The organism is Streptomyces sp. NPDC051315, from assembly GCF_044455165.1.
In the GTDB taxonomy this organism is placed as follows: domain Bacteria; phylum Actinomycetota; class Actinomycetes; order Streptomycetales; family Streptomycetaceae; genus Streptomyces.
This window is the reverse complement of record NZ_JBITEN010000023.1, coordinates 114,273-137,467: the sequence shown is the minus strand read 5'-3', so window position 1 is coordinate 137,467 and position 23,195 is coordinate 114,273. Positions and strand designations below refer to the sequence as shown.

Genomic DNA, 23,195 nt, shown 5'->3' with positions numbered 1-23,195 from the left:
GGGGGGGGGGGGGGGGGGGGGGGCGGGGGGGGGGGGGGGGGGGGGGGGGGGGGGGCGGGCGCCCCCCCCCCCCCCCCCCCCCCCCCCCCCCCCCCCCCCCCCCGCGGCGGTCTCAGTCCACGTCGGACGCGTCCAGGCGGTACAGGCCGCTGTAGTCGCTCACGGCCGTGCCGTTCTCCTCGACCCAGGTCGCGATCTCGGTGTTCGAGGAGCCCTGGCCACTGTCGCTGATGACGAGGTAGTGCAGCTTGCCGGCCTTCACCAGGCTCTTCAGCTTGGCGAGCGTCATCGCCTCGTCGGTGCCGGACCAGCCGCCCATGGAGATCACGGGCTCGCCGGACTCCAGGATGACCGAGGCCGCGGTCTGGTCGGTGGCGACCGCCACGAGCCAGGTGGCGCCGTCCTGGTTCTTCTTCAGGTACGTGATCATCTCGGACGACACCTGGCCGCCACCGCCCGTGCCGCCGTCCGGGGAGGCGTCGTCGGACCGGCTCCCGGTGCCGGACCCGGCCTCGGTGGTGGAACCCGACTCGGTGCCGGCACCGGTCCCGGCCCCGGTGCCGGAGGACGAGCCGCCGGCGTTCGACGGCGGCCGGCCCGTCCGCTGCCCGTCACCCGTGGGAGCGCTGCCGCCGGGCCGTTCGCCGCCCCCCACACCACCACCGGTGCTCGGCCCGGCCGTCGGGTTGGTGCCGTTGGTGCCGGCGGCCGCCGCCGGGACCGCGTAGGCGGCCGGGCCCGCCAGCAGGGCGACGATCGCGGCGAGCGAGGCGACGCCGATCAGCCGCTGCCGCTTCGTGAACCGCCCGACCAGCAGCCCGATCACCGCGGCCGCACCCGCGACCCCGGCCACGACCTCGGCGACCGTGTACCACGCGCCGGAGCCGGAGACCCGCTGGAGCAGCACGACCGCCCAGACCGTGCTCGCCGCGACCGCCGCCGGCAGCACCCAGCCCCACTGGGCCGCCGAGCCCTCACGGAAGGCCCGGTACAGCGTCACCGCACCGATCCCGGTCAGGGCCGCGATGCCCGGCGCCATGGCCGTGACGTAGTACGGGTGGAAGGTGCCCTCGGCGAGGGCGAAGGTCAGGTAGTGCAGGACGAACCAGCCGCCCCAGAGCAGCAGCGCCGCCCGCCGGGCGTCCGTACGGGGAGCCCGGCCGCGCAGCACCAGCCCGCCGGTGAGCGCGACCACCGCGAACGGGATCAGCCAGGAGATCTGGCCGCCCATGATCTCGTTGAACATCCGGTACGGACCCGCCTCGCCGCCGAAGCTCGCGCCGTTGCCCTGCGACCCCACCGACGAACTCGCCCCGAAGATCCGCCCGAAGCCGTTGTAGCCGATGACCAGGTCCCAGACCGTGTTGTCGGTCGAGCCGCCGATGTACGGGCGCGACGAGGCCGGGATCAGGTCGACGACCACCATCCACCAGGCGCTGGAGGCCACCAGCGCGACCGTGCCGACGGCGAGGTTGCGGATCCGCCGGCCCAGCGGGACCCGGGCCGCCCACAGGTAGACCAGGAAGAACGCCGGCAGGACGACGTAGGCCTGCATCATCTTGGTGTTGAAGGCGAAGCCGATCGCGACGCCCGACCACATCAGCGGCAGCGGCTTCCCCGTGCGCACGGCCTTCGTCAGGGCGGCCGCGCCCAGCAGCATCAGGAGGACGAGGACCGGGTCCGGGTTGGTGTCCCGGTTGATGGCGACGGTGATCGGGGTGAGGGTCAGCGCGAGGGCGGCGATCGTGCCCGCGACGGCACCGAAGTCCCGCTTGACCATGCGGTACAGCAGAGCCACCGAGCCCACGCCGGCCCCCACCATGGGCAGCGCCAACTGCCAGGTGCCATAGCCGAACAGACGCGCCGACAGGCCCATCACCCACAGGGCGAACGGCGGTTTGTCGACGGTGATGAAGCTGCCGGCGTCCAGCGCGCCGAAGAAGAACGCCTTCCAGCTCCGGGTGCCGCTGTAGACGGCCGCGTTGTAGAAGCTGTTGCCGGTCACGGAGGTGAGGTTCCAGCCGTACAGGGCCGTGGCCAGGACCAGGACCGCCCACAGGGCGGGGCGGGCCCAGCGCGGGTCCTCCGGCGCCCCGGTGAACAACCTGCGCGCACGGGCGGCGAGGGTGCCGTCGGGCGGCGCGGCCGGGTGGCGGGCGCCGTCCTCCCGGACGGACGCGGGCGGCGGGACGAGGGTCGTCATGACGCGTACTCCAGGTGGGTGTTCGCCCCGGTGGGCAGGACGGCGGGGGCGGGACGCGCGGCCGGCCGGCGGGCGTCCCCGACCACGGCCGCCCACCGGTGCGGCCGGGTGCCGGTCGCCGGGTCGCCGTGGCCGGACAGGAGCGGGGCGACCAGCGGCACGAGGGCCTCCTGACCGGTCGACGGATCGGCGTCCGCGATCGTTTCGTTCATGGCAGTGACGATGGGGGCCACGTCTGGGGGATCCCTGAGCCGGCTCTGAGGGGACGGTGAGAATCAGCGGACTCACAGGTCGTCCACAGACCCTTCGATGCCTCGGCCGTCAAAACCCCCGCAACACAAGCGGTCTAGACTCTCTCCGCAACGGCCCGGACATGGTCGAGAGCGGGCGGACACGGCCAACCCCGAAGGGTATTCGGCGTTTTGATACGGATAGATTCAGTCACCAAGCGGTACCCGGACGGCACGGTGGCGGTCGACCGGCTCTCCCTCGAGATCCCGGACCGTTCGATCACCGTCCTCGTCGGCCCCTCGGGATGCGGCAAGACGACCACCCTGCGCATGATCAACCGGATGGTGGAGCCCAGCGAGGGCACGATCCTCCTCGACGGCGTCGACACCCGGCAGCAGCCGGTCGACACCCTGCGCCGGTCCATGGGGTACGTCATCCAGAACGCCGGCCTCTTCCAGCACCGCACGATCGTCGACAACATCGCCACCGTGCCGCGGCTGCTCGGCTGGAGCAAGGACCGCGCCCGCGGGCGGGCCCGCGAGCTGATGGAACGGGTCGGCCTCGACCCCTCGCTCGCCAAGCGCTACCCCTACCAGCTCTCCGGCGGGCAGCAGCAGCGCGTCGGTGTGGCACGGGCGCTCGCCGCCGACCCGCCGGTGCTGCTGATGGACGAGCCGTTCTCGGCCGTCGACCCCGTCGTGCGCAAGGGACTCCAGGACGAGCTCCTGCGCATCCAGGGGGAGCTGGGCAAGACCATCGTCTTCGTCACGCACGACATCGACGAGGCCGTGAAGCTCGGCACGATGGTCGCCGTCCTGCGCACCGGCGGCCGGATGGCCCAGTTCGCGCCGCCCGCCGAGCTGTTGTCCGACCCGGCCGACGCGTTCGTCGAGGACTTCCTCGGCGCCGACCGCGGTATCCGGCGGCTGTCCTTCTTCTCCTCCGCCGGCCTCGACCTGCTCACCGCGCCGATCGTCGCGGTCGACGCGAGCGCCGAGCAGATCGCCGCCCGGGGGACCGACGACGTCCCCTACCTCCTCGTCACCGACGTCGACGGCAGGCCCCTCGGCTGGGGCGAGCCGCGCGACGTGACCGCCGGGAGCGTCGACGCCGGCCGGCTGCTGCCGTACGGGCGGCCGTTCGTGGCCGGTACGGACTCGCTGCGGGCCGCGCTCGACTGCGCCGTGCTCTCGCCCACCGGCTGGGCCGTCGCCGTGGACGCCGGGGGCCGGGCGGCCGGGGTCGTCTCCCAGCAGGCCATCGCCGAGGCGATCCGCGGCGCCCACGCGGAGGGCCGTACGGCCGCTCCCGGGGCCGCGAAGAGCGTGAAGACGTCGAAGGCCGCACGGTGAGCGGCTTCTTCGACATCCCCAGCGACCTCCAGCACAGCTGGATCGGTCTCGTCGGACTCCATCTGCGCGAGGCCCTGCTGCCGGTGCTCGCGGGCCTGCTGCTCGCGCTGCCGCTCGCCCAGCTGTGTGTGCGGCTGCGCTGGCTGTACCCGCCCGTGCTGTGGGTGACGACCGTGCTGTACGCGATCCCCTCGCTGGCCTTCTTCGTCGTCCTCATCGACTACACCGGCCAGACGGAACTGACCGTGATGATCCCGCTCACCGTCTACAGCCTCGTCGTCCTCGTCCCGGCGATCGTCGACGGCGTCCGCTCGGTGCCGCGGGAGACCCTGGCCGCCGCGACCGCCATGGGCTTCGGGCCCGTACGGCGCTACGTCCAGGTGCAGCTGCCGATCGCGGTGCCCGCCATCATCGCCGGGCTGCGGGTGGCGACCGTGTCGAGCATCTCCCTCGTCAGCGTCGGCACCCTCATCGGCAACCAGGGCGCCCTCGGCAACCTGCTCCACGACGCGACCATCTACAACCGGCCGGAACTCGCCTGGAACGCCGTGCTCACCATGGGCGTCCTGGCGATCCTCGCCGACGCCCTGCTGGTCGCCGTACGCGTCCTGCTGACCCCCTGGATGCCGAGCGGCACAAGCCGCCAGAGGCCCGAGCCCGCCCTGAAGGACGCCGCCCGGTGAACGTACTCCACTTCGTCAACGCCTTCTTCAGCGACAGCGCCCACTGGTCCGGCTACGACGGCATCCCCACGCGCGTGGGGGAGCACATCCGGTACACCCTGCAGGCGCTCGCCCTCGCCGCCGTCATCGGACTGCCGATCGGCCTGCTCACCGGTCACTACGGACGCGGCGGGAACGTCCTGTCGCTGATCGCCACCGCCGGGCGGGCCCTGCCCACCTTCGGCCTGCTGGTGCTGATGACCATGCTGCTCGGCTTCGGCCTGCTGCCGGTGATGATCCCGCTGGTCGTCCTCGCCGTCCCGCCGATCCTGGTGACGACGTACGAGGCCGTGCGCGCCGTCGACCCCTCCCCGGTGGACGCCGCCCGCGGCATGGGCATGCGGGAACCGGGCATCCTGCTGCGCGTCGAACTGCCCGTCGCCCTCCCGCTGATCCTCGGCGGCCTGCGGTCGGCGGCCATCCAGATCGTCTCCACGGCCACCATCGCCGCCTACGTCAGCCTCGGCGGCCTCGGCCGCTACATCGTCGACGGTCTCTACCAGCGCGACTACGAGAAGGTCGTCGGCGGTGCCACCCTGGTCGCCGTCCTGGCCCTCGGCACGCTCGCGGTGTTCTGGGCGGTGAGCAGGGTGGCGGTGTCGCCGGGGGTGCGCAGGAGCGGCACGTAGGGGCACCGCGCGCCCCCGGGGGCGTCAGGTGGTGGTCGGCGGTGCCGGGCGGACCGCGACGGCGTCCACCTCGAAGAGCATGCCGGGCAGGGCCAGCGACGCCACCCCGCTCAGGGTCTGCGCCGGCAGCCGCTCGCCGAAGCGGGCGTGCAGGGCCTTGCCGAGGACCTCCAGCTTGCCGGGGTCGTGATCGACGACGAACGACCCGAGCCGCACGACGTGGTCGAGGCCGAGCCCGACCCCGGCGAGCGCCGCCTCCAGCCGGTCGAAGGCGAGGTCCACCTGCGCGGCGAAGTCTCCGGGCACGGGCGCGCCCGTGGCGTCGGAGGCGTACTGCCCGGCGATGAAGACCGTCTCGCCGGGTGCCGAGACGGCGTGGCTGTAGCCGAAGGGGGTCGGGTCGTGCAGCGTCGGAGGGTTGGTGATCGTACGGTGATCGAGACTCATGCCATCCCCAACTCCCGTACACCTCAGGGGTATTCCTCCCTCCTTCACCCCTCCGAGCGGGCCAGCGCCTGCTCCAGGACCACCAGCAGGGCGTCGCGCACCGAGCCGCGTTCTCGGGCGTCGAAGACCAGGACCGGGACGCCCTCGGAGACGTCGAGGGCCCAGCGGACCTCGTCCAGGGAGTGCTCGACGCGGCCGTCGAAGGCGTTGACGGCCACCGCGAACGGGATGCGCTTGTGCTCGAAGTAGTCGACGGCGGCGTAGCAGTCGTCGAGGCGGCGGGTGTCGACGATGACCAGCCCGCCGACCGCGCCTTCCACGATGTCGTCCCACATGAACCCGAACCGCTCCTGCCCGGGCGTGCCGAACAGGTACAGCTTCAGCGTCGGGTCGATGGTGATGCAGCCGAAGTCCATCGCGACCGTGGTGGTCGTCTTGCGCGGGGTGTGGCTGAGGTCGTCCACACCCGCCGCGACCTCGGTGATGGCCGCCTCGGTGGTCAGCGGCTCGATCTCGGAGATCGCGCCGACGGCGGTGGTCTTGCCCACGCCGAAGCCGCCCGCGATCACCAGCTTCACCGGCAGCGGAGGTCGTACGGCGGCCTGGCCGGTGGCCTGCCGCAGGAGCGGTTCAGTCGGAGTCACGGAGTACCCCCCGGGAGTCGGGGATGGCGCGGAGGCCATCGATAACCCTGCGCAGGACGGACGCGTCGTGGGTGACGCCGGCGTCCGGCACGTGCACCGACAACTGCCCCGCCGCGCGCAGGTCCTCGGCGAGGACCCGCACCACGTTCAGGTGCAGCCGCAGCCGGGCCGCGATCTCCGCGATCGACTGCGGCTGCCGGCAGGCGGCGACGATGTCGTGCTGTTCGAAGGCGAGCCGGTCGAGCGCGTCGAGCCCGGCGGCGGTGGCCACCAGCTGGGTCTCGACGGGCATCGGCCGGCCGGACGCGGCCTCGCCGGCGCCCGCCACCCGGCCGGCGGTGACCAGGAAGGGCCGGACGGCGGGCGCGGGGCCGACCGGTACGACGTCGTCCTCGTCGGCGCCGTGCGGAGTACGGCCGTCCGCCATCGGTGGTTGGTTTCCTCTCTGGACCGGCGGTCTGCGCGGTGACGGCCGGTCAGCGCGACCTGGTGGCGCCGACGCTGTTCTTCAGCTCCAGCACCAGCTGCGGGCTGAGCGCGCTGCCGGCGCGGTTGGCGAACACGGTCATCTCGTAGGCGATGTTGCCCAACTTGGCCTCCTTGTCGGTGACCACGCCGAGCACGGCGCCGCTGCCGATCGCGGAGACCAGCACATGGCCGCCCTCCAGATCGATGATGACCTTGTTCAGGCCGCCCAGACCGTAGTTGCCGGAGGCGCCGGCCGCCAGGCTGGTGATGCCGGAGACGATCGCGGCCAGCCGCTCGGAGTCGGCGTGCTCGCGCAGTTCCGACACGGCGATCAGCAGGCCGTCGGAGGACACCGCGATGGCGTCCACGACCCCTGCGGTCTCGGTGGCGAAACGGTTGAGCAGCCAGGTGAAGTCGGCTGCGGCGGCCCGCAGGTCGGTCGGCGTGGCGTCTCCCGAGGGAGTTCCACCTGTCGACGTGCTCACTGCTCGGCTCCTTCCGGAAGATGGGTCTGATCGTGTGTGGGCCGGTGGTCGTTCCGGTCGTTCCGCTCGGTGGTACGGGGGGCGGGGGGCCGGGGGTGCTCCCCCGTGCCGCCGCCGGTGTCGCGGTGGGCGCGTTCCACGGCCGCCTCGAACTCCTCCAGCGCGCTGCGCACGGCGTCCGCGTCGGCGGGGCGCACGGCGTGGCGCGCGGCCTGCTGTGCGGCCGCGTCCACCGTCGTCCGCAGGGTGGCTCCCCGGACCCGGCGCCGCAGCGGGCGGGTGCCACCGGGGGCGTCGGGGCGGGTGGCGGACGCGGGGCCGGGTGCCGTGCGGGCGTGGTCCGCGGTGGCTCCGGCTTCCGCGTCGGGGCGGGAGGGGGGAGCGGGGTGAGCGGCTGCCGCCTCGCGGTCGGTGGTGGGCGCGGGGGGAGCGGACGGATCGGCGTTCGCCTCGCGACGGGCGGACGGCGCGGGCCGGCCGGAGTCCACCTCGGTCAGGGGGGTGGGGAGGGGCTCGTCGGCGTTCGTGTCGCTGCCGGTGGCCTCCGTCGTCCCGGCGGTCTCCGCGGTCCCGCCGGTGCGCGCCTCGGCGTATCCGGGGCTCCGGGACCCTTCGGCGGACCGCGCGGGCACGTCGGCGTCACCGGTGTGGGGGGCGGACGCGGCCGGGTGTGCCGGGGCGTCACCGCCCGGACGGGTGGGGGCGGGGGCCTCCGTGCCCTCCGCGTCCCTCCCGGCGCGTGCGGAGGGCCCCGGCTCACCGGTGGCCGACCCGGTACGGGTGTCGGCGGGCGGTTCCCCGGCGCGGGGTGCCGGGATGAGGGCGGGGCGCGTCTCCCCGGCCGGGGCCGGCTCGCGCCGGGGGACCCGGCGGGGGAGCGGGCCCGGTTCCCGGACGTCCGCCGCCGCGGGCGGCACCGAGACCGACGGGGACGGCCCGGCCGACGGGGACGGGCCCGCGTCGAGGGCCGGCGAGGCCTTCCCCGGCGCCACGGCGCCCGGCACCGCCATCCCGCTCGGCGTCAGCAGCAGCGTGGACGGGATCGACACCTCCGCCGTCACACCGCCCCCGGGCGTGCGGGAGAGGGTGACGTCGACGTCCCAGCGGCGGGCCAGCGCGCCGACCACGAACAGGCCGAGCACCTTCGTCGGCACGAGGTCGAGCCGTTCACGGCGGACGAGGCGGGCGTTCTCCTCGGCGAGGCGCTCGGCGCTCATGCCCAGGCCGTGGTCGGCGATGGTGATCGTCGCTGCGTCGTCGTCGGAGTCGACCCCGACCTCGACGGCGCTGTCCTCGGGCGAGAAGGACACGGCGTTCTCGAGGAGTTCGGCGACCATCAGCGTGAGGTCGCCGATGATGTCGGGCTCCACCATGACCTCGGTCCCGGCGTGCAGCCGTACCCGCTGGAACCCCTCGATCTGGCCGAGGGCGGCGCGCACCACGTTGGTCAGCGCGGCCGGGCCCGAGTCCAGGACGGTCTCGCGGATGCCGGCCAGCAGCATCAGGCTGTCGGCGTTGCGGCGCAGACGGACCGCGATGTGGTCGATGGAGTAGAGGCGTTCGAGCAGCGCGGGGTCGGTCTCACCGCGCTCCACGGCGTCGATCAGCGCCAGTTGACGGGTGGTGAGGTTGCTGACGCGGCGCCCGACGTTGCCGAACATCTCGGCGACGTTGCGCCGGCTCAGCACCTGGCGCTCCAGCAGCGCGGCCGCGGTGGTCTGGACGTTGTTGAAGGCCTCGGCGAGCTCGCCGATCTCGTCGTCCGCGGTGACCGGCAGTTCGCTCAGCCGCGGCGGCCCGCTCTCCTCGGCGTCGTCGTCCGCCACCCGGGCGAGCTCGCGCCCGGCGACGTCGGCGACCTCCTGCGCGGCGTCGGTCAGGGCCCGTACCGGCCGGATCACGGAACGGCGTACCAGCACCGCGAAGGCGATCCAGACGGCGAAGCCCAGCACCGCCAGGCTCAGCAGCAGGCCCGCCCGCCACGCGGCGCTGGAGGCGGCCTCGTCGGCCCGGTCGGCGATCTGGTCGATGAGCGAGCCGGTGACCTTCAGCCGGGTCCCGGCCTGCTCGTTGTAGCGGTGGTACGAGGCGAGCGCGTCCCGCAGCGCCGTGCGGATCTCCGCCTCGGACTCGGCCTGCAGGGCGCTGGGGTCGACGGCGAGTTCGGCGTAGTGCTGGCTGATGTCGGCCATCGCGGCGTTGTGCTCGATACCGCCGAGTTCCTCGGCCTGCGCCTCACTCGCGAACCGGGAGAAGCGCTCGGCCTGGTAGGTGTACAGCTCGTGGGAGCCGACCGCGCCCATGAACTCGATGAGGGCGTTGCTGTCACCGGTCCGCGCGGAGAAGACGCCGGTCTCGAAGGCGCCGTGGGCGGCGTCGGCCCGCAGCAGCGAGTCGAGCAGGTTGCCGGTGAAGGTCGTGGCGAGCGCGGCGTTGCGGTCCAGCCCGAGGCCGTCGATGAGGCCGTCGGCGGCGCCCGCGTACGCCGGGTCGATGTTGTCGGCGGGCAGGTAGCCCTGCTCGATGGTGTCGCGCAGACCGGTGAGGCTCTCGATCTCCCTGAGCGCCTGCGCCTCACCGGCCGGCAACCGGTCGCCGAAGGTGTCGCGCACCTCCTTGACCTGGGAGTCGACGTCGAGTTGGGCCACCCGGTACGCGGAGGAGGAGGGTGTGCCGCCGTCGAAGGAGGACTCGTGCCGCACCGACAGGAGGATGGCCTGCTGGTGCTCGGCCTGTACCGCGGCGACCAGTTCGGCGACCTGGGAGCTGTCCCGCACCAGTTGGGCGGCCGCCTCGGCCCGGCGGGACTCCTGCACCAGGTCGACGATGAGGTAGGCCAGCAGCACGGTGATCACCGTCAGCGGGATGCCGACGAGGATGTTGAGCTTGCGCTGGAAGGGCCACCGGTCGGCGAAACCCCGCGGGCCCCGGCGGACGGACGAGGCTGCCGTGGGTGCCGAGCGGGCGGGCGCGTCCACCGTGTTCGTGGACACCGGGCCTCCTTCGTGGGGGTCTCGCAGGCGTGCGCGCCGCTGTGGCAGAGGTCGACTTCCGTGACAATATCGCTTCTTTGTGCGGGGATGGACGTTGCCCCAAGTCAAGAATCCATCACGAAGCGCAGTCCGATCAGGACACAACTGGCCACGAATTGAAGTCAATCGGTAACCCGGTGGCACTTGACTGATCGAGAAGAGGGTGGATTGGATCGAGCCGGGGGTTTCGGCTGTCCTTGCCGCCCCTTCCTCCTCTCCTTCCTCATCGACCTCCAGAGCCCGGAACGGGAACCGTGACTTCCAACGCCCACAGCAGCAGGTCCCTCAGGAACCACCCCGGTGCGGCGGCCGTCGCGCTCGCCGCGATGACGGCCCTGCTGGCGGGATGTTCCTCCTCCGACGACACGTCCGACCCGCTCGCCGAGGACAAGGCGGACGGCAACACCGTCGTCGTAGGCTCCAACAACTTCGCCGAGAGCATCCTGCTCGCCGACATCTACGGTGAGGCCCTCAAGGCCAAGGGCATCAAGGTGTCCTACAAGCCCAACATCGGCAGCCGGGAGACCACCTACGGCCTGCTCAAGAACGGCTCGATCACCGTCCTGCCGGAGTACAACGGCTCGCTGCTGGCCTACCTCGACCCGAAGGCCGAGCAGAAGTCGCTCGAGGCGGTCAACGCCGCGGCCAAGGCCAAGCTCGACCCCAAGCTGACGCTGCTGGAGTCGTCGCCCGCCGAGGACAAGGACTCCGTCACCGTCAACCAGGAGACCGCGAAGAAGTACGACCTCACGGCCGAGTCCACCCTCGCGGACCTCAAGGACGTCGCCCCGGAGCTGATCCTCGGCGGCTCGCCCGAGTTCCAGACCCGGCAGCAGGGCATGGTCGGTCTGGAAGAGGTCTACGGGCTGAAGTTCAAGTCCTTCAAGGCCCTCGACGCGGGCGGTCCGCTGACCCAGGCCGCGCTGAAGAAGAACACCGTGCAGGCCGCGGACATCTTCACGACGGACCCGACCATCACGAAGGAGAAGTTCGTCGTCCTCCAGGACCCGGAGAACCTCTTCGGCTTCGCCAACGTGACCCCGCTGGTCTACAAGAGCGGGCTCTCCCAGGAGGGCGTCGACGCGCTCAACGCGGTCTCCGCCAAGCTCGACACGAAGACGCTGCTGGACCTGGACTCCCAGGTGCAGCTGGAGAGCAAGGACCCGCTGGATGTCGCCAAGGCGTGGCTGAAGTCGGTCGGCCTGGGCTGACGTTCGCGGATTGGACACGACAGCACCCGGACCGGCCCGGGTTCCTCCCGCCCCGGAGGACACCCGGGTCGTCCTGAACGGCACCACCCTCACCGTCGGCGAGCTGATCGCGCTCGCCGACGGTGCGGCCGTGCCCGCCGTGGCGCCCGAGGCCCGCGAGCGGGCCGCGGACGCCTGGCGCGCCGCCCAGCGGCTGGCCGCCGCCGGCCGGCTCTACGGCCGGGGCACCGGCGTCGGCGCCCACCGCACGGTGACCGTCGACGCCGACGACGAGGCCGGTCACGGTCTGCGGCTCCTGCGCAGCCACGCCGGCGGCGCGGGCGCCCTGCTGCCGGCCCGTCAGGTCCGCGCGATGCTCGCGATCCGCGCCAACCAGCTCCTCGCCGGCGGCTCCGGCATCCACCCTTCCTTCGTCGACGCCCTCACGGAGGCGCTCCGCCTCGGCGTCCACCCGGCCGTCAACGAGTACGGCGCGATCGGCACGGGCGACCTGACGGCCCTGGCCCAGACAGGGCTCACCCTGATCGGCGAACGCCCCTGGCTGGACGACCGCCCGGAGAACAACGGCAGCCGCGGCGCGGCCCCCCGCCCCGCCGACCTCCTGGACGGCCGCCCCACCGCGGGCCTGTACGACTGGCTGCACACCCACCCGCCCGCCCGGCCTGACGCCACGGCCTCGAACGCGGACCCACGGGCCGGGGCCGGCGCGGGTCCGGAGGGCGGGACGGAGAGCAGTCCCGGTGCACCGGCAACGATTCCCGGCGGGGGCCCGGCCGCCGGTCGGCTGCCCGCTCCCGTCGTCCTGCGTCCCGGGGACGCCCTCGCGCTGCTCAGCAGCAACGCCCTCGTGCTCGCGCAGGCGGCGCTCGGCGGGCACGCGCTGGACGTGCTGCTGCGGGCCACGCACGCCGTGGCCGCCCTGTCGCTCGCCGCGGTCTCCGGTTCACCGGAGGCGTACGCCGCGCCCGTGCACGCCCTGCGGCCCTATCCCGGCGCGGCCCGGACGGCCGCCGAGGTGCGGCGGCTGCTCGGGCTGCCCGACCGGCCGTCCGGCCCCGGCCGCCGTATCCAGGACCCCTACGGCTTTCGCGCCTTCCCCCAGGCCCACGGCTGCGCCCTCGACGCGGCCGAGCGGCTGCGCGAGGTCGTCGAGGTGGAGATCAACTGCCCCTCGGAGAACCCCCTCGTCGCCCCCGACGGCACCGCGGCCTACCACCACGGCGGTTTCTTCGCAGCGCCCCTCGGCCTCGCCCTGGAGGCCGCGAACCTCGCCCTGCTGGGGACCGCCCAGCTCTCCGCCGCCCGGCTGGCCGCGCTCGGCGACCCCGGTCTGACCGGGCTGCCCGGGTTCCTCGCAGCGGGCCCCGCGAGCAGCTCGGGCACGATGATCCTGGAGTACACGGCCCACTCCGCGCTCGCGGAGCTGCGTGCGTGCGCGGCCCCCGCCTCCGTCGGGCACGCCGTCCTCTCGCACGGCCTGGAGGAGGCCGCCAGCTTCGCCGGCCAGGCGGCCCGCCAGACCCTCCGCGCGACGGACGCCTACGACACCGTCCTGGCCTGCGAGCTCGTCGCCGCCGTGAGGGCGTTGCGCCTGCACGCCGCGCCGCCGCGGGTGCCCGCCTTCACCGTGGCGGACGCCGCCCTCCCCGGCGGTCTCGACGACCGCCCGCTGACGGGGGACGTGACGGCGGCCGCCGCACTGCTGCCCGAGCTGGCCGAGCTGTGAGGACGGCTCAGTAACCGACGTGGAACGTGGCGTCCTGCCGCTCGGTGGCCGTCGAGACGGGGTCGACGCGCAGGACGTAGTTCGAGTGCCGTATGTAGCGGGTCGGGTTGTTGTACGACCGGAACGACGACCAGCTCGCGTCCGCCAGCCCCGCCGTACGGTGGAAGGTCGCGTCCGCCGCGAACGTCGACGTGCCGTCGTTGACGTCCAGCCGGAGCTCGTAGGCGTAGTGGCGCAGATAGCGCGTCGGATAGTTCACCGACTGGAAGGAGACGCCCGAGCCGTCCGCCAGACCCGGCACCAGCTTCCACTGCGAGTCGGTGTAGAGGTCGAAGGGGTAGGTGTCGATGCGGCCGACGAAGTCGGCGTGGCGGACGTAACGGGCCGGGTAGTTGTACGACTTGAGCCGGTTCCAGGTCGGCGCTCCCCACTTCGCGACCAGGTTGTCGTACACCGTCGAGGTGATCGGCTGGATGCCGCAGTGCTTGGAGTTGACCGGCTGGGTGTACAGGCGCTGGTCGAGCGCCGTCCAGGTGCCGGCCGCGAGGTCGGTGCTCTGCCAGGCGTAGAAGACGCCGTTCGGGGTGTAGGTGTCTCCGTAGAGGTACCAGCTCTGGGACGTCAGGGACTTCACCACCGTCGGCGCCTCGGTGCCGCCGTGCGCGGCCGGGGTGCTGAAGGGGGTGAAGCTGCCCGGGGCGAGGGTGGTGGACCTCGCGCCGACCAGCGTCTGGTCCTTCTTGAAGTAGAGGTAGTTGACCCCGTTGACGCCCACGGTCAGATTGCCGTCGATCACGTCGTAGCCGGGGTCGAAGAAGACCTGCGGTGCGGAGACGGTGACGAAGTCGGTGGTGTAGTTCACCATGATCACGTTGTGGCCGCTGGAGTTGACCGACGAGTAGAGGATCCCGTACTGGCCGCGGCCCGCGTCCCAGAACGCCTCCGGTGCCCAGCTGTGGGTCACCATGTCGTGCAGCTTGAGACGGTGGTAGCCGGTGAAGGTGCGCAGGTCGGCCGAGTTCCAGACGTGGATGTACTGGCTGTTGTAGCTCCAGTCGGTGCCCTTGAGGTCGGTGGCGAGCACCACGAAGGTGCCGTCCTGCTTGCGCAGGATGAACGGGTCGCGCAGGCCGCCGGCGCCTTCGGTCGGCGTGACGACGGGGTTGTTCTGGTTCAGCGGCATCCAGCGCAGTCCGTCCGTGCTGACGGCCAGGTGGAGGCCGTAGTCGGTGCCCGCGCCCAGGCTGGTCGACTCGGTGAAGTAGGCCATCACGTACGCCGAGTCGGCCGCGTGGGCGGACGGGGTGCCGAGGGCCAGGGACAGGGGGACGGCGGCGGCCGCGCCGAGGAACAGGCGGCGGGAGGGGGTGGGGGTCATGCGCTCTCCACGGGTGCGGGATGCGGGTGTGAGATGTGGGGTGCGGGGTGTGAGACGGGGGCACTTCGTTCGGAATGTCGAACGTAGTTCGGTGAACCGGTCAGAAGCTAGGGGGCTGTGGGGAACAGGTCAATCACCGCGACACGCTTGGCGGTTTCCCGCCGCCGACCTGTGTGCGGCCCACGGAAAAGCCGGTGATCACCTCCGCGGACGGGGGCTACTGTCCGACCGTGAACAGACGACGGCAGAAGAAGCTGAACAGGCGTCTCGTCGAGGCGGCGCTGCTCGGCGACGACGCGCGGGTCGACGCGTTGCTGCGGGCCGGGGCCGACCCGGCGGCGGGGGACCGGGACGGCACCACACCTCTGTACGTGGCCTCGGTCGAGGGAGCCGCCGGGATCGCGCGACGGCTGCTGGAGGCCGGTGCCCCGCCCGACGCCGAGAGCGACGGACCCGGTGCGGAGGGCACGCCTCTGTGCGCGGCCGCCTGCTGGGGCCACACCGAGACGGTCCGCACCCTCCTCGCCCACGGCGCCGACCCCGGTCTCCGTGAGGACCACGGCACCGGGTGGACGGCCCTGGAGTGGGCGACCGCGGGACCGCACCCGGAGACGGCCGCCGTGCTGCGCGCCGCCGGCGCCCGCTGACGGTGGCTCAGGGAGCGACCTGGGCGATCAGCCGGTCGATCAGCGCGATCAGCACGTCCCGGCAGGACTCCCGCTCCCGCGCGTCGCACAGCAGCACGGGAACGTCCGTCGGCAGCGCCAGCGACTCCCTGATCTCCTCCGCCGGATACGGGTGCCGCCCGTGGAAGCCGTTGACCGCGACCACGAACGGGATGCCCCGGCGCTCGAAGAAGTCGATCGCGGCGAAGCTGGACCGCGGCCTGCGCATGTCGACCAGCACCACCGCCCCCAGGGCGCCGACGGCCAGGTCGTTCCACATGAACCAGAACCGCTGCTGCCCCGGTGTGCCGAAGAGATACAGCACCAGGTCGTCGCCGATGGTGATGCGTCCGAAGTCGAGGGCCACGGTGGTGGACCGCTTCTCCTCGATGCCCTTCAGATCGTCGATGTCGAGCCCGGCGACGGTCAGCGGTTCCTCCGTGCGCAGCGGCGTGATCTCGCTGACCGATCCGACCAGGGTGGTCTTGCCGACGCCGAAGCCGCCGGCCACGAGTATCTTCACCGTGTCGGGTGCCTCCACCGTCCCGGCGGTGGCATCAGATCCGGCCAAGGCCGTCCCTCACTTTCTGCAGCAGCTCCAGATTCGGGGTACCGGTGACGGGACGCGGCGGACGGGCCGTGATCAGGCCCGCCTCCAGCAGATCGCAGAGCATGATGACGACCACGCTCACCGGCAGGTCCATCCGGGCCGCGATCTCCGCCACGGCGACCGGCCGGGCGCACAGCCGCAGGATCCGGACGTGCTCCGGCTGCGGCCGTACGGCCCGCTCGGGCCGCGGGTCCACCGCGGTCACCGTCGTGATGAGCGTGAAGTCGGCGCGGCTCGGTCTGGTCCGCCCGCCGGTGAGCGTGAAGGGCCGGACGAGCCGGCCCGCTGCGTCTCCTGCGCTCACCTCACCCGCCGTTGGTGCGCGCGGCGGGACCGGCACCGGTCCGCGGCGCCGCGCTGAGGTGCTCACCGATCTTCTTCACCAGCATGTTCATCTGGTACGCCACCACGCCGACGTCCGCCTTCGAGGCGGCCAGCACGACCAGATGGGCCCCCGGGCCGGCCGAGGTGAGGATCAGGTAGCTGTGGGCCATCTCGATGAGCGCCTGGCGCACCGGCCCGCCGCGGAAGTCCATGCTGACGCCCTTGCTGAGGCTCATCAGGCCGGACGCGGTCGCCGCCAGCCGCTCGGCGTCCTCGCGCGGGAACCCGGTGGACTTGCTGACCACCAGCCCGTCCTCGGAGAGCACGACGGCCTGGTGCACGTCGGCGACCCGGTCCACGAGACCGGTGAGCAACTGGTCGAGCTGGGTGTTCGTGGCGGGGCTGGGGTGTGTCATCGCGGTGTCCTTCATGAACGGTCGGGGAGCGGGGTCGGGGTCTGGGGGGTGTCGGCGGCGGTGACCGGCGCGGAGGTCGTCTCCTCGGGGCCGGACGGCGGTTCGTCGGCGTCGTCGCGTGCCCGCAGCGTGCCGCGCTGGAAACCGGCGAGGGAGGAGGCCGCGCGCTCCGCGGTGAAGTCGTCGGCGACACCGTCCTGCCCGGCGGGCCCGGGCTCCTCGCGCAACTCGGTGGCGAGGCTGGTCTGCGGGACCCGGCGGGGCAGCGGGGCCAGGCCGTCGGGGCGGGCGGGAGCCGCCGCCCGGGCCGCCCCCGTCGTCGCCCCCCGCGCGGGTGAGTCGCCGGGCGTGGTGGTGTGCGGGGCGGTCGGGCTACGGGAGTCGTCCGGCGCAGTGGTGTGCGGGGCGGCCGGTTCGCGTGAGCCGGCCGGCGTGATGCCGTCTCCCGCGGCCGAGTCGTGCGACGTGCCCGACGTGCTTGCGTCCGTGGGCGCCGGGTACGGCACGGTGCCGTCCGGGCCGGCCGAGGCCGCTGCCGGGTCCGCCGAGGCCGGCGCCGGGTCGGCCGTGCCGTCCCGTCCGGCCGACGAGTCCTGTGCCGAGGCGGACGCGCCGCGTACCGGAAGGGACGGCGGCGTGGCGGGTCCGGCGGTCCCCGGCGTGCGGGGGACGCCGGTCCCCGGGGACGCGGAGCCGGGGGTCTCGCGGACCACGATGTCGTGCGGGACCAGCACGATCGCGGTGGTCCCGCCGTACGGCGAGGAGCGCAGGGTCACGGCGATGCCGTGCCGGGTGGCCAGCCGGGCGATCACGAACATGCCCAGCCGCAGGTCGTCGGCGAGCGCCACCACGTCGAACTGCGGGTGCACCGCCAACTGGGCGTTGAACGAGGCGTAGTCCTCCTCGGACATGCCGAGGCCGCGGTCCTCCACCTCGATCACCAGACCCCTGGCCACCAGCGAGGCCCGCACCCCGACCGGGCTCGGCGCCGGCGAGTAGGAGGTCGCGTTGTCGATGAGCTCGGCCAGCAGATGGATCACGTCCGCCACGGCGGGCGGGGCGATGGACACCTCCTCCTCCGTCTGCACCTCCACCCGCCGGTACTCGGCGACCTCACCGACGGCGCTGCGCAGGATGTCGATCAGCGCCACCGGCTCCGACCAGCTGCGTCCGGGCCGGCCGCCGCTGATGATGACGAGGTTCTCCTCGTACCGGCGCAACTGGCTCGCCGTCGAGTCCAGTTCGTACAGACCCTGGAGGACCTCCGGGTCCTGGTGCCGGCGCTCCAGCGCGTCCAACTTGCTGAGCTGGAGGTTGACCAGATTCTGGCTCTGCCGGGCGATGCCCAGGATGACCTTCTGGAATCCGCGCCGGGTGTCGGCCAGTTCCACCGCGGTGTGCACGGCGGTGCGCTGTGCCGTGTTGAACGCCGCGGCCACCTGCCCGAGTTCGTCACCGCCGTAGTCGAGCGGCGGGGCCGCCGCGTCCACGTCGACGGTCTCTCCCCGGTCCAGCCGGGCCACCACGTCCGGGAGCCGTTCGTGCGCCAGGCTCAGCGTGGCCCTCCGCAGCCCGTGCAGCCGCCGCAGCAGCGAGCGGGTGATCCGCCAGGACATGCCGACGCACAGCAGCAGCGCGACGAGGCCGCCGGTGCTCAGTGCCGCGGCCTTGATGAGCAGTCCGTGCGCCTCGTCCGCGCTGCGCTGGAGCAGCGCCGTGGTCTGCTGCCGGATCAGCTCCGCGTACTGGTCGGAGACCTCGATGAGCGCGGTGCGCCACTCCTTCTGCACGTCCGGCAGGGGGACGGCGCCGTTCTTCCGCTGGTTCGTCCGGGCCGCGAGGACCTTGTCCTCGACGGCCTCCAGGGTCCGCCACGCCGGGCTCTGCAGGATCCGTTCGGTCTGCGTCTTCGTGTCGCCGGCGAGCGAGGGGATGATCTGGTCCTGCACGAGCCAGCGGCGCGCGTGCACCGTCTCGGCGAACGTGGACCACTCCTTCGCCTCCATGCGCCGCTCGGGCCCGGCCAGCGTGAGCTGCAGGTCCTCCTCGGAGACCAGCTCCGCCGCGTGCTCCAGGGCGACGAGCGGACCGGCCTGCGAGGCCAGGTCGCCGTCGTCGACCTGGGACAGCTCCTGGAAGGCGTGGATCTGGTCGTCGATGATCGAGGTGTACTGGTCCAGCGCCTGCGCGGCGGTGATGTCGGTGGGGTCGTCCACCTGGCCCCGGTAGTACTCCAGGCTGCCCACGGAGGCGACGACCGAGTACATCCGCTCCCGGACGCGATCGGGTGCCTGCTGGATGTCGTCCGCCCGCGCGACCAGCCGTGCGACCGCCGCGTCCGTCGTCCTGCGCTGTTCCTCCAGCGGGGCCCGGGTGGTGCCGTCGGGGCTGGTCAGCCATACGGCCGACAGGCTGCGCTCCTGCTGCAACGCGAGCGTCGCCTCGGTACCCATGGCACCGGTCGACCGGCTCAGTTCGGTCTGTGCGCGCAGCCGCAGTCCCTCCGAGAGGATCTGGATCGTCGTCACACCCCACATGGCGGCGAGGGTGACGCAGGGCACCAGCGCCAGGAGGATCAGGGAGAGACGTATGGAGCCGAGACGGCGGCGCCGGGCACCTGTCCGTGGAGACATGGTCGTCCTAGGGCGATCAGCGGGGAGGGGGAGGGGGAGCGGGCTCGGGAGAGGAGCTGGGGACCGGGGAGGACCCGGGAGGTCAGCGGGTTCCGTCGGCGGCGAAGCGCGCGACGTCGGCGACGTTGGTCCGCGTGACGAAGGCCGGGCCCGTGAGGACGGGCGCCACCCCGCCTCCGCTGATGTTGCCGTTGGTCTCGTGGAGCCAGAGCGCGTCCACGGCGAGGTAACCCTGCAGATACGGCTGCTGATCCACCGCGAACCGCACACGGCCGTCGCGGATGGCGCCGACCAGGTCCTCGCTGAGGTCGAACGTGGCGACCTCGGTGCCGCCGCCCGCCTCGTCGGCCGCCTGCACCGCGGCGAGCGCGAACTGGGCGCCGTTGGTGATGACCTCGTCGACGCCGGGCTGCTGCCGGAGGCGTGCCGCGACGGCGGCGGTCGTCGCGTCCATGTCGGTCCCGTCGACGTAGAGCATCTCGGTCTCGCCGGCGAACGCCTTCTTCACGCCCGCGCAGCGCGCCTCCAGGGCGATGTTGCCCCGCTCGTGGATGACGCACAGGACGTGCTTCGCCCCGAGGGCGTCGAGTTCGTCGCCGACGGCGCGGCCGGCGACGCTCTCGTCCTGTCCGAAGAACTCCAGGACCCCGAGGGAACGCCAGGCGCCCATGCCGGAGTTGAGGCCGACCACGGGTATGCCGGCCGCCTTGGCCTCGGCCACCGGGCTCTTCATCGCCTGCGGCTTGGCGAGGGTGACGGCGATGCCGTCGACCCTGTCACGGATCGCCTCCCGCACCAGCTCGGCCTGTCCGGCGGCGCCGGCGTCGCTCGCGTAGGTCAGGTCGACGCCGTCCTTGGCGGCGGCCGCCTCGGCTCCCTCGCGCACCAGCTCCCAGAAGGCGTCGCCCTTTCCGCCGTGGGTGACCAGGGCGATCGTGATCCGGTCGCCCGGCCCGGCCGCCGTGTCCGCGTCCGAGCCGGACGACGTGGCGCCGGAGCAGCCGGCGAGGAGCAGGCAGCAGGCCACGGCGGGGGCGGCGAGGCGAACGGATCTGCGGGAACGGACGGCACGGGGAGCGGTGAGGGGAGTGTTCACGGGAGGCTGCACCTCGCTGTGCGGCAGAGCAGGAGGACGGGGCGAGCGCCGCCGACGGGGGATGCACCGGCGAGAGGCTTCGCTGGCTCGGAGCCAACCGTGTGTGACCGTTCGTAGTCAAGTGAACAACCACTTGGGGTGAGGTGCTGCTGCCGCATCGTGATGTGGGACGGCGTCACCAGGGCCGCAAAGGGGACGAAGCAGCAGGTGATGTGAGTGATCGTCAGTCACGAGGGCGCCCGCGGCGCATTCCGCCGGGGCGTGTCGGACAGCGTCACGCGGCGGTCGGGGGGCGGGACGCGCGCGCCACCGCCCACGTACGCCCCCGGGCGTCGGGGTGCCTCCGCCCGGGCGGTCTCGTGCGGGGTGGGGGAGGCGGGGATGCCGCCGCCGAGGGGCAGGACGGTCACCGTCCACGGGGCGGCACCGGCGCGGCGTCGTCCCGTGGGCAGGCGTCAGGGCCGGGTACGACCGCGGTCGGCGGATCGTCCCGGCCCCGTCGGGTCCTGCCGCGCCGGGGGCACGCTCAGGCGGGCTCTCCCGTCTTCGACAGCAGCGGCTCCGCGGCCGTGTGCGTCTCCTTGCGCCGCCGTCGGCGGCTGCGGCGCGGCTCCTGGTCGGGAAGCCAGCCGAAGGTAAGGCAGCTGCCCACCACGCCGAGGAGCAGGCCGATGAGGAAGCCCCCGAGGTTCGAGGTGAGCCACGTGCCCAGGGAGAGCAGGACGCCGATGACCGAGTAGAAGAGGCGCTGCGACGGGTTGAACAGGATCAGCAGCCCGATCAGCAGCATCAGGGTCGGCAGGAGGTAACCGGCCAGGCCCTGCATGCCGATGTGCAGGATGACCGGCAGCGGCGCCTTCATGGTCACCAGGATCTCCGCGCCGCCCAGGGCGAGCAGCAGCCCGCCCGGGAAGGGCCGGCGCGCGCTCCACTGCCGGAAGCGGTTCACTGCGGGCAGCCCTTGCCCCCGAACCTCATGTGCAGGTCGGGCAGCTTGAAGACGGCCGCGGTGGCGGCGTAGTTGTGCTGGTACAGGTCGGTGATGACGACCTTGTCGGCCTGCTGGCCGTAGACGCCCGGCATGCCCCGCGTGTCGACCTTGTCGAAGGTGCTGGCGTCGCGGCCGATCTCGATGTTGTTGAACGCGGCGTTGCCGGTGATCTCGTCGGAGTCGATGGCCAGGTTCTCCACGCCCACCTTGGTGCCCTTGTCGCCGGCGGTGAGCACGAGCTGGATACCGCCGAGGTCGACGCTCTGGCAGAGGTTGGTGAGCTTGCCGGACTTCACCACGGAGGTGACGACGAGGACCTGACCGCCGGTGTCACCCTGGTTGGGGCTGTCCTCGATCATGTGGTCCAGCGAGCCGAACTGCGCGAAGCCGTCGCCTTCGAGCTTGTCGGCGGTGACCACGAACGGCATGCCGGAGATGGCGAACTGCACGCCCAGGGCTCCCTGGGCGGTGAGGACCGCGAGTCCCGCGGCGATGAAGGTGGCGGGCACCGCCATCACGGCGGCCCGGCGCAGCCGGACCCGACCGCGTCGTTCCGCGGAACCGCTTTCCGGGTTCTCGGGGGTGTGGTCGGCGGACGACGTGACGTCCGGGGACGAGGCCATGTCTGCTCCCAGGGGCATAGTCATGCGGGTTGGGCTTCAGTGGCACGTTGTCCTGGCGCGGACAGCGGCTGTCGCGCACGCCTCCTCACGACTCCCGGAATCGCAAGGGCTTTCTCGTTACGCGGCAGTAGCCATTCGGAAGTTACCGATGGTTACACCAAGGGGTCAAGGGAGATGTGGAAAAAGGGTGTTCGTTGTGTGCCGCCCACCGGCCGGCCCGTCCTCCGGGTCCGGGCCGCATATATCTGCCGGTCCGTCAACTTGCTGACGAGTCCTTGACGCTGACTGAGCATCAGGTCTACAACCGACGTGACTCAGCCCGGATCCGTGGCGCCGGATCCGCCGCGCGACGACAGTTCGCCGCGCTTCCCGGACCCGGTCCGGCCGTCTCAGCAGGCGAGCCGGACCTCCCACCAGTACGGGTACATCCGCCCGGGCATCCAGCACGGGCCCGCACGTGCCCCGAGTCCGATCCCTTCACGGCGCCGCCGCGGCCGCTTCACCCCTGCCGGCCGCGTCCGACGCACTTCCGCTGCCGGTCCGTCGCGTACGGAGAAGGCGTCACGGGCCGGCGCCGGCGGACGTCGAGCCATGTCCCGCTCCCCCCACGTTCCACCGACTCCCCAGCACCGCCCCCCACTTCAGAAATGAGGCACCCGCATGCGCATCCGCTCGCTCCTCGCCACGGCCGGTACCGTCGCCGCCCTGTCGCTGACGGCTGTGACCCCGGCCTCCGCCGCCGACCCCGCGGTCCTCACCACCGCCAACGGCGACGTCGCGGTCGGTGACGTCCTCACCGCGTCCCTGGCCGCCGGCACCTCCGCCACGTTCTACTCCAGCGCCACCGGCACCAGTGGTGTCTCGTGTGCGGCGTCCAGCTTCTCCGCCACCGTCACCGCCAACCCGACCGCGCCCGGCACCGCCACCGAGTCGCTGACCGCCCAGACCTTCACCAACTGCACCTCGAACGTCGTCGGCGTCCTCGGTGTCACCAGCATCACGGTCAACAACCTCCCGTACACCGCGGCCGTCTCCTCCGGCGGCACCCTCACCGTCTCGCCGCCCGCCGGCTCCAAGATCCGCACGACGGTCGTGCTGCGCACCCTGCTGGGCAGCGTCAGCTGCGTCTACGAGGGAGCCGCTCTGAACGGCACGGCGAGCAACACCGACAACAGCATCGCCTTCGCCAACCAGCAGTTCACCAAGCTGTCCGGCTCGACGCTCTGCTTCGCCAACGCCTACTTCACCGCCAAGTACGCCCCGGTGACCACCGGCGGCGCCTCGGTCGTCGTCAACTGACCGACACCTC

22 protein-coding genes are annotated in these 23,195 nt (G+C 72.6%); 7 read left to right on the top strand and 15 right to left on the bottom strand.

Annotated elements, in window-relative coordinates; genetic code table 11:
- Positions 1 to 112: 112 nt before the first annotated feature.
- Entirely contained in the window at positions 113 to 2,203 is a 2,091-nt protein-coding gene (locus ACIBBD_RS33725) for an ArnT family glycosyltransferase (protein ID WP_399423378.1), read from the bottom strand.
- A complete protein-coding gene (locus tag ACIBBD_RS33720; protein ID WP_399423377.1) occupies positions 2,200 to 2,415 on the bottom strand; it encodes a hypothetical protein in 216 nt (71 codons plus the stop codon). The genes ACIBBD_RS33725 and ACIBBD_RS33720 overlap by 4 nt, the downstream gene beginning before the upstream one ends.
- 210 nt (positions 2,416 to 2,625) lie before the next feature.
- Between ACIBBD_RS33720 and ACIBBD_RS33715 the strand changes: the two genes are divergently transcribed.
- From ACIBBD_RS33715 to ACIBBD_RS33705, 3 genes are read left to right on the top strand one after another with little or no spacing between them, the layout of a single operon-like run.
- Complete coding sequence (locus ACIBBD_RS33715; RefSeq protein WP_399423376.1) at positions 2,626 to 3,786, top strand: ABC transporter ATP-binding protein; 1,161 nt, start codon at positions 2,626 to 2,628, stop codon at positions 3,784 to 3,786.
- A complete protein-coding gene (locus ACIBBD_RS33710) occupies positions 3,783 to 4,469 on the top strand; it encodes an ABC transporter permease (protein ID WP_399423375.1) in 687 nt (228 codons plus the stop codon). The genes ACIBBD_RS33715 and ACIBBD_RS33710 overlap by 4 nt, the downstream gene beginning before the upstream one ends.
- On the top strand, positions 4,466 to 5,137 hold the full coding sequence (locus tag ACIBBD_RS33705) for an ABC transporter permease (RefSeq protein ID WP_399423374.1): 672 nt from the start codon (positions 4,466 to 4,468) through the stop codon (positions 5,135 to 5,137). The genes ACIBBD_RS33710 and ACIBBD_RS33705 overlap by 4 nt, the downstream gene beginning before the upstream one ends.
- 24 nt (positions 5,138 to 5,161) lie before the next feature.
- Here ACIBBD_RS33705 and ACIBBD_RS33700 read toward each other — a convergent pair whose 3' ends face one another.
- Genes ACIBBD_RS33700 through ACIBBD_RS33680 form a run of 5 tightly spaced genes read right to left on the bottom strand, consistent with a single transcriptional unit; the run spans position 5,162 to position 10,174 of the window.
- Positions 5,162 to 5,584, bottom strand: coding sequence for a RidA family protein (locus tag ACIBBD_RS33700; RefSeq protein WP_399423373.1), 423 nt, complete (start codon positions 5,582 to 5,584; stop codon positions 5,162 to 5,164).
- A gap of 44 nt (positions 5,585 to 5,628) precedes the next feature.
- A complete protein-coding gene (locus ACIBBD_RS33695; RefSeq protein WP_399423372.1) occupies positions 5,629 to 6,228 on the bottom strand; it encodes a GTP-binding protein in 600 nt (199 codons plus the stop codon).
- The gene (locus tag ACIBBD_RS33690; protein WP_399423371.1) at positions 6,215 to 6,655 is read right to left on the bottom strand and encodes a DUF742 domain-containing protein; all 441 of its coding nucleotides are present in this window, start codon (positions 6,653 to 6,655) and stop codon (positions 6,215 to 6,217) included. Before ACIBBD_RS33690 ends, ACIBBD_RS33695 begins: the two co-directional genes overlap by 14 nt.
- A gap of 49 nt (positions 6,656 to 6,704) precedes the next feature.
- Positions 6,705 to 7,181, bottom strand: a complete 477-nt coding sequence (locus tag ACIBBD_RS33685) for a roadblock/LC7 domain-containing protein (RefSeq protein WP_399423370.1) — start codon at positions 7,179 to 7,181, stop codon at positions 6,705 to 6,707.
- On the bottom strand, positions 7,178 to 10,174 hold the full coding sequence (locus ACIBBD_RS33680; protein ID WP_399423369.1) for an ATP-binding protein: 2,997 nt from the start codon (positions 10,172 to 10,174) through the stop codon (positions 7,178 to 7,180). Before ACIBBD_RS33680 ends, ACIBBD_RS33685 begins: the two co-directional genes overlap by 4 nt.
- Before the next feature lie 293 nt (positions 10,175 to 10,467).
- Here ACIBBD_RS33680 and ACIBBD_RS33675 point away from each other — a divergent pair, with 293 nt between their 5' ends.
- Both ACIBBD_RS33675 and ACIBBD_RS33670 read left to right on the top strand, forming a co-directional pair.
- Positions 10,468 to 11,424, top strand: a complete 957-nt coding sequence (locus ACIBBD_RS33675; RefSeq protein WP_399423368.1) for an ABC transporter substrate-binding protein — start codon at positions 10,468 to 10,470, stop codon at positions 11,422 to 11,424.
- 10 nt (positions 11,425 to 11,434) lie between these two features.
- The gene (locus tag ACIBBD_RS33670) at positions 11,435 to 13,150 is read left to right on the top strand and encodes an aromatic amino acid ammonia-lyase (protein WP_399423367.1); all 1,716 of its coding nucleotides are present in this window, start codon (positions 11,435 to 11,437) and stop codon (positions 13,148 to 13,150) included.
- Positions 13,151 to 13,157: 7 nt separating this feature from the next.
- Here ACIBBD_RS33670 and ACIBBD_RS33665 read toward each other — a convergent pair whose 3' ends face one another.
- Complete coding sequence (locus tag ACIBBD_RS33665) at positions 13,158 to 14,528, bottom strand: glycoside hydrolase family 43 protein (protein ID WP_399423366.1); 1,371 nt, start codon at positions 14,526 to 14,528, stop codon at positions 13,158 to 13,160.
- 230 nt (positions 14,529 to 14,758) lie between these two features.
- Here ACIBBD_RS33665 and ACIBBD_RS33660 point away from each other — a divergent pair, with 230 nt between their 5' ends.
- Positions 14,759 to 15,175 carry an ankyrin repeat domain-containing protein gene (locus tag ACIBBD_RS33660; protein ID WP_399423365.1) on the top strand — a complete coding sequence of 139 codons (417 nt, stop codon included), beginning with the start codon at positions 14,759 to 14,761 and terminating at the stop codon, positions 15,173 to 15,175.
- Between the two features lie 7 nt (positions 15,176 to 15,182).
- Here the strand turns inward: ACIBBD_RS33660 and ACIBBD_RS33655 are convergent, their stop codons facing one another.
- The 7 genes from ACIBBD_RS33655 to ACIBBD_RS33625 all read right to left on the bottom strand — a co-directional run bounded on the left by ACIBBD_RS33655 (position 15,183) and on the right by ACIBBD_RS33625 (position 21,886).
- On the bottom strand, positions 15,183 to 15,764 hold the full coding sequence (locus ACIBBD_RS33655; RefSeq protein WP_399423364.1) for a GTP-binding protein: 582 nt from the start codon (positions 15,762 to 15,764) through the stop codon (positions 15,183 to 15,185).
- Positions 15,751 to 16,107, bottom strand: a complete 357-nt coding sequence (locus ACIBBD_RS33650; protein WP_399423363.1) for a DUF742 domain-containing protein — start codon at positions 16,105 to 16,107, stop codon at positions 15,751 to 15,753. Before ACIBBD_RS33650 ends, ACIBBD_RS33655 begins: the two co-directional genes overlap by 14 nt.
- A 1-nt stretch (position 16,108) precedes the next feature.
- Entirely contained in the window at positions 16,109 to 16,543 is a 435-nt protein-coding gene (locus ACIBBD_RS33645) for a roadblock/LC7 domain-containing protein (RefSeq protein ID WP_399423362.1), read from the bottom strand.
- An 11-nt stretch (positions 16,544 to 16,554) separates the two neighbouring features.
- The gene (locus ACIBBD_RS33640; RefSeq protein WP_399423361.1) at positions 16,555 to 19,176 is read right to left on the bottom strand and encodes a nitrate- and nitrite sensing domain-containing protein; all 2,622 of its coding nucleotides are present in this window, start codon (positions 19,174 to 19,176) and stop codon (positions 16,555 to 16,557) included.
- Positions 19,177 to 19,258: 82 nt separating this feature from the next.
- Entirely contained in the window at positions 19,259 to 20,272 is a 1,014-nt protein-coding gene (locus tag ACIBBD_RS33635; protein WP_399423360.1) for a substrate-binding domain-containing protein, read from the bottom strand.
- Positions 20,273 to 20,798: 526 nt separating this feature from the next.
- Complete coding sequence (locus ACIBBD_RS33630; protein ID WP_399423359.1) at positions 20,799 to 21,221, bottom strand: DUF6114 domain-containing protein; 423 nt, start codon at positions 21,219 to 21,221, stop codon at positions 20,799 to 20,801.
- Positions 21,218 to 21,886, bottom strand: coding sequence for a DUF6230 family protein (locus tag ACIBBD_RS33625; RefSeq protein ID WP_399423358.1), 669 nt, complete (start codon positions 21,884 to 21,886; stop codon positions 21,218 to 21,220). Before ACIBBD_RS33625 ends, ACIBBD_RS33630 begins: the two co-directional genes overlap by 4 nt.
- A gap of 660 nt (positions 21,887 to 22,546) precedes the next feature.
- On the opposite strand from ACIBBD_RS33625, the gene ACIBBD_RS33620 reads away from it, so the two are divergent.
- Complete coding sequence (locus ACIBBD_RS33620) at positions 22,547 to 23,185, top strand: Tat pathway signal sequence domain protein (protein WP_399423357.1); 639 nt, start codon at positions 22,547 to 22,549, stop codon at positions 23,183 to 23,185.
- The last annotated feature ends 10 nt before the right edge of the window (positions 23,186 to 23,195 follow it).